We start from the raw sequence: 4,188 nt of genomic DNA, 5'->3' as shown, positions 1-4,188 counted from the left end.
TGTAATGATAAGGCTCTTCCAATGCCCGGCGCCGTTCGGTCCCGGTCAACGTTCTGCGCAATGCGGTTCTGGCCTGTACGGCAGTGTGACCGGCTTTATTGCCCTGCCACATCGCCAGCACGGTCTGCTTTCCGGCAGGCAGCAACGTGTCTTTTGAGGTTGAACAACCGGCCATCAGCCCTGACAGACACAACACGACAACAGCGTTTATTTTTCGCACAGTTGAACCTCCATAGTGCCAATGGCGGTAAAGGAGGCAAACTCAGGATGGACGGCCAGCTCCGATACCGTAAACGGCAGACGTTCCCACTGTTCAGGTTCAGCCTCTCTGTTGCCTGCCACCACGGATTGCCACTGTGTGTCTGACAGGCGCCAGACAGTAAAATCACCGTCACCCAGCGGTTGACACGCATTGCCGATGGCAAGACAGAGCCGGGATGTTTTTTTATGGGCAGACCGCCAGTAGAGCTGAACCGGTACAGGCTCAGCGTGTTGGGGGCGGTTAATTTGCAGGCAATAGGGCTGGCTGGCACTGAACAGCCATTGAAAGACAGGTTTTTCCATTAATCTAATGCGTCCTGATGATGATACTGGGTTGACTCACTGAAACCGTAACGCACCTTACGGCCTTTCGTTTCGTAATCCATCGCCAGAGATTGGGTGATATGCACCACAACACCGGCACCGGGCGGGACGTAGACCGCATCAAACGTCTGGCTGTAACGTTGTTTGAGCCATTCGGTGATGTCATTCATGCCACCGGCCAGGGCTTTTCCTAATGCCGCCTGTCCGGCGTTGCCCGTTAACGTGGAAGTGATGCCGCCCGCATCGTGGGTTTGGGCGGTTCGCTGACTTTCGTTCAGGGCGTCTCCTGCCGAGTTCATGGTCGAAAGGGCAAACAGCGTCGGCAGATAGGTCGTGGCGTTGGATTTACGTTCGCCGCTGATACAGGGAATGCCGTTTTCATCAGACAGCCAGCCGATACCCTGCTGATTCTGCCCTGTGCCCGGCAGGGTACGCACGGTGCCATCCTGAAATACAAAGGTGATGGAATTGACCTGCCCGCGTACACAGGAGAGGGTCCAGTCGCCACTGGCCGAGCCGGACACTACTGCCCCTTCCACTTCCGGCAGTTCGATGCCGTTGGCGGTCAGGTTGTCTTTGCCGATAAGAATCTTGAAGGGATAAGGGTCGGTCACGGTGCCATTGACAGGCACCCGGCCTAATAACGCGGTCATCGCCTGACTGCCAACCAGCGTGGCATTTTCCGGCAGGGTATAGACCGGTTTTTCGTTTTCTTCCTTAAGCGAGGCATTCGGTGAGGTATTTTGCTCCGTTGCCGGTTGTTCACTTAAAAAAGAAGTCGGGAATTTCGCGGCGGGTTTGCCGTAAACCACGTTTTGGGTATCAACCGGTTTTTCATCGGCAGGCGTCACCCAAATGAGTTCATCCTGCCCCCTGACTGGACTGGACGCATACTGATTCCCTGCCAGTCCCAGCCCAGGGGGTATTGAGCTGTCCTGAGAAGGCAACGGTGCTGAATTTAATCGTTCTGTCAGTAAATCAATCTGTGCCAGCAATCCCTGCTGCTCATCCTGTAACTCGCGCCGGCGCTGTTCATTTTCCTGACGGATAGCCGCAACCGCTGCATCTATCTGGCCGGCAACATCATGGCTCTGGTTTCTTAACTGGTCATTTTCTTTCAGGATATCGGTATTCTGCTGGCTTAAGTGTTTCTGCTCTGCCCGTACTTTATTGAGGGCACCTGTCAAGGTACGCAGGGTATCTTCCGGCGTATCGCCCCCGACACCCAGCGCCTGTAACTCCTCCGGTGACAGCGTGGCCAGCACATTATTCGACGTCGTGCCGGGCGCGGCACCTTCCGTTGAACGACAACTTTTAATGCCAATAAACCCGCCGATAAACAATACCGTCGGCACCAGTATTTTCACCAACGCATTGGACTTAACCTCCATGGCGGCCTCCCGGTTTCACCGATGCCGGCTCAGGGATAAAGGCATTATCCGGCTGCCCTTTTGTGACAAGGTACAACACCGTCGTATCCTCCGGTGTTCCCGTTTCACCCAGCCAACGATGCTGGAACGTGGCGGCCACAAACTGCCCCTGTAATGCTCGCGGGTCGAGGGTGATTTTTCGTTGGGCAGGATTGCGCAGTTTCAGTGCCACGACAGTGTGATGGTGCAACCGCCAGCCTGCCAGCGGCGTAATCGCAATCGGCTCTGACAGGTAAAGCGTCGTGATGGACGGGGGCAAATGCAGATTCACGGGCTGGATGCCTGTCACCGGCTCGACGGTACGCAACGGGGCATACAGTTGCTGCGCGGCATAACGGGTTAAGGCGACCGGAACGGGTGCCAATAATTTGGCGTTGTTCTGCTGTTGCGATTTTTCAGTCGGAAGGGGTTGTTTTTCATCCGGGTAAACAATACGCACGGGTTCCGTTGCGCCCGTTTTACTCGCGGTGATATCCAGTAAAATGATTTCGCCGTTTTCGCTGTCCTGCAATTGCAGACGGGTTGGCGGGAAGGCATTGTTGGCTTTCAGGTACACCGCCCCGCCGGCACTTTGTACCCGCAATTTATCACTGAGTGACGGCGGCAAACCGATACGGACATTCCGGTCAGCAAAAATAATGCGTTCCTGCCCCACTTTGAGTGAGAGGGATAATGGAATACGTTCCCATGTCATCAGTTCATCAGCTTTTGCACTGGCGTTTAACAGCAAGATGCTGACCAATCCCAGCCCAAAATTGCGACAGCCAAATGGAACTTTTCTCATTGAAACACGCCCTTTTTCTCTTCCTGTGGTTGTGGCATCGCTTCCAGCCGCTGTGGCATTCCGTCGTAACAGTCCAGTGCCAGCCCGAAAGGGTTACGCTCGGCATCGCCTGCCCAGCGCACCACTTTCAGCGGATAACGTACCAGTGCCCGTTTGACCGGTTCGGCGTGATAGTATTCATCGGCCACCAAATCCAGCCGGACCACCCAGTTATCCCGGTCACGCACCGTCACACTGCGCGTCCCATAGCCCCGGCCAGGAATTTCATACACCACCCGCACCCGGTCAAGCAGCTCACCACTGTCGGCACGGGTTTTGGCATCTTCCCGTAAAAAATCCTGACAGGCCGGCGTCAGATAAGGGGAAAGCGCATAAATTTTGGCCGGATAGTCCTGTGCCCCGTTTTTCGGCCAGGCATTCAGTTGCTGGAAAATATAAAAGGCAAAGCTGTAGACACTGGGAGCAGGCACCTCCCACCACGGGCGTGTGCTGCCGCTGCGTAAATCTGGTGGATGATGGATGGTAAGATTGCGCGGTGACGCCATCCAGCCCGTCAGGCTCAGCAGCAATACCAGCACCAGAATGCCGCACGCCACTCGCAGGGTCAGAATATGCTGATCCCGGTTCTTCACCGCATGACGAAACCGGCTCATCGCGCTCTCCTGCTGCGGCGCAATGACCAGCCCCGGGCGGCAATAATCCATGCCGGATCACCGAGACCCAGCCGGCGTTTTTTCTCTTCCAGTTTCAGCCAGAGATAATTCTCCGGCTTGCCACGTTTAACATGCGCAAGCCAGCGTCCGCCAAAGCTAATCAGTAACAAGGGCATAATCAGCATCCCGGTCGGGATTATGACCCAACCGGCTAACGGGATCAGGGGAAGACTGACTGCCAGTCCGAGCACGATCCCGGCCAGTGCGGCCAGTCCCATCTCAGGCGTGGTAAACCCGCGAAAGACTATCGGTTCGACGTTTAAACGGTCAGGTAAGAAAGCGATCGTCTGCATGGTGGCTGCCTTAAAAAATAATGCTGCTCGACTTCGACAGCAGCCAAATCACGGCCACCAACAGCACCACACCGACCACGACGATGGCACCAAACTGGGTCCATGTGGCTTTGCCATCGCGCACTTCGGAAAATGTTTCGACAGCAGCGGAGGCCACTTTAAAAAACGCGACTGCCGTGAGGATTAATCCGCCAATCACAATGCCATCCTGAGCGTACCCTTTCGCTTGTCCCAGCAATCCGCCCCCGCCACCACTTTTCGGTGGTTCGATAGCCGGTAAATCCGCCCAGGCGGATTCACAGGAAAGGCAGCACAATAAAAGGAAGGCGTTTATTCTGGTCATCAGGCTCGTACCGATACGCCGGCAGACGGTAAAAATGTGC

The 4,188-nt window shown here is 55.4% G+C and carries 6 protein-coding genes and 1 pseudogene; all 7 read right to left on the bottom strand.

Going from position 1 to position 4,188, the window contains the following annotated elements; all coding sequences use genetic code 11:
* Nucleotides 1-220: pseudogene (locus ABLA85_RS17725) on the bottom strand (TIGR03751 family conjugal transfer lipoprotein); the annotation flags it as partial.
* Complete coding sequence (locus tag ABLA85_RS17720; protein ID WP_367965653.1) at nucleotides 208-564, bottom strand: hypothetical protein; 357 nt, start codon at nucleotides 562-564, stop codon at nucleotides 208-210. The gene ABLA85_RS17720 and the pseudogene ABLA85_RS17725, both read right to left, overlap by 13 nt.
* Entirely contained in the window at nucleotides 564-1,976 is a 1,413-nt protein-coding gene (locus tag ABLA85_RS17715; protein WP_367965652.1) for a TIGR03752 family integrating conjugative element protein, read from the bottom strand. The genes ABLA85_RS17720 and ABLA85_RS17715 overlap by 1 nt, the downstream gene beginning before the upstream one ends.
* Nucleotides 1,966-2,799, bottom strand: coding sequence for a TIGR03749 family integrating conjugative element protein (locus ABLA85_RS17710; RefSeq protein ID WP_367965651.1), 834 nt, complete (start codon nucleotides 2,797-2,799; stop codon nucleotides 1,966-1,968). Before ABLA85_RS17710 ends, ABLA85_RS17715 begins: the two co-directional genes overlap by 11 nt.
* Nucleotides 2,796-3,452 (bottom strand): PFL_4703 family integrating conjugative element protein, encoded by a 657-nt coding sequence (locus ABLA85_RS17705; RefSeq protein WP_367965650.1) that lies wholly within the window; start codon nucleotides 3,450-3,452, stop codon nucleotides 2,796-2,798. The genes ABLA85_RS17710 and ABLA85_RS17705 overlap by 4 nt, the downstream gene beginning before the upstream one ends.
* Complete coding sequence (locus tag ABLA85_RS17700; RefSeq protein ID WP_367965649.1) at nucleotides 3,449-3,805, bottom strand: TIGR03750 family conjugal transfer protein; 357 nt, start codon at nucleotides 3,803-3,805, stop codon at nucleotides 3,449-3,451. Before ABLA85_RS17700 ends, ABLA85_RS17705 begins: the two co-directional genes overlap by 4 nt.
* A 10-nt stretch (nucleotides 3,806-3,815) precedes the next feature.
* A complete protein-coding gene (locus tag ABLA85_RS17695; RefSeq protein WP_367965654.1) occupies nucleotides 3,816-4,148 on the bottom strand; it encodes a TIGR03745 family integrating conjugative element membrane protein in 333 nt (110 codons plus the stop codon).
* Nucleotides 4,149-4,188: the final 40 nt, after the last annotated feature.

Origin of the sequence: Xenorhabdus sp. SGI246, from assembly GCF_040838225.1 — a bacterium.
In the GTDB taxonomy this organism is placed as follows: domain Bacteria; phylum Pseudomonadota; class Gammaproteobacteria; order Enterobacterales; family Enterobacteriaceae; genus Xenorhabdus; species Xenorhabdus indica.
This window is presented reverse-complemented; position numbering and strand designations above follow the sequence as displayed.

Excerpts from the sequence above, each read along its gene's own strand:
- ABLA85_RS17720 (WP_367965653.1), bottom strand. The coding sequence starts at position 564 with ATGGAAAAACCTGTCTTTCAATGGCTGTTCAGTGCCAGCCAGCCCTAT.
- ABLA85_RS17715 (WP_367965652.1), bottom strand. The coding sequence starts at position 1,976 with ATGGAGGTTAAGTCCAATGCGTTGGTGAAAATACTGGTGCCGACGGTA.
- ABLA85_RS17710 (WP_367965651.1), bottom strand. The coding sequence starts at position 2,799 with ATGAGAAAAGTTCCATTTGGCTGTCGCAATTTTGGGCTGGGATTGGTC.
- ABLA85_RS17705 (WP_367965650.1), bottom strand. The coding sequence starts at position 3,452 with ATGAGCCGGTTTCGTCATGCGGTGAAGAACCGGGATCAGCATATTCTG.
- ABLA85_RS17700 (WP_367965649.1), bottom strand. The coding sequence starts at position 3,805 with ATGCAGACGATCGCTTTCTTACCTGACCGTTTAAACGTCGAACCGATA.
- ABLA85_RS17695 (WP_367965654.1), bottom strand. The coding sequence starts at position 4,148 with ATGACCAGAATAAACGCCTTCCTTTTATTGTGCTGCCTTTCCTGTGAA.